Source organism: Mesorhizobium sp. FG116, assembly GCF_057809835.1.
This window is the reverse complement of the sequence record NZ_JBMDKS010000137.1, coordinates 1-586: the sequence shown is the minus strand read 5'-3', so window position 1 is coordinate 586 and position 586 is coordinate 1. Positions and strand designations below refer to the sequence as shown.

At 62.8% G+C, this 586-nt stretch carries 1 protein-coding gene and 1 pseudogene; both read right to left on the bottom strand.

Annotation, left to right across the window (positions count from 1 at the left end; all coding sequences use genetic code 11):
* Positions 1-220: formate--tetrahydrofolate ligase (locus ACODTY_RS24140; protein ID WP_488996703.1), on the bottom strand; the 220-nt coding region annotated here is incomplete at its 3' end.
* 46 nt (positions 221-266) lie between these two features.
* Positions 267-586 (bottom strand): annotated as a pseudogene (locus ACODTY_RS24135) (bifunctional methylenetetrahydrofolate dehydrogenase/methenyltetrahydrofolate cyclohydrolase); the annotation flags it as partial.

The window sequence follows — 586 nt, the reverse complement described above, 5'->3', positions numbered from 1 at the left end:
TGCCTTCGCCAGCCGGCGTCGGGTTGATCGCCGTCACAAGGATCAGCTTGCCGTCCTTGTTCTTCTGCACCGACTTGATGAAGTCGGCCGAGACCTTGGCCTTGTCGTGCCCGTAAGGCAGCAAATGCTCGCTCGGAATGCCGATCTTCGCGCCAACCTCCTGGATCGGCTTCTTCTTCGCTGCGCGCGCTATCGAGATGTCGCTCTTTACTTCCGCCATGGGATTCTTCCTCGGCTGATTGTGGATTTGAAGGGCTATGGTCTTACTAGAAGCGAGGTGCCTTCCGTCCCGCGGCGCGGGAAGCGGAGATGACGGTGTTTGCCATCAAAAGCGCGATGGTCATCGGACCGACACCGCCCGGCACCGGTGTGATCGAACCGGCCTTGGCCGCCGCCTCGTCATAGGCAACGTCGCCGACAAGGCGCGCCTTGCCGTTGGCGTCCGGCGGCAGGCGGTTGATGCCGACGTCGATGACGGTAGCACCTGGCTTGACCCAGTCGCCCTTGATCATCTCCGGACGGCCAACGGCAGCAACCAGGATATCGGCGCTGCGGCACAGGCCCGGCAGGTCCTTGGTGCGGCTGT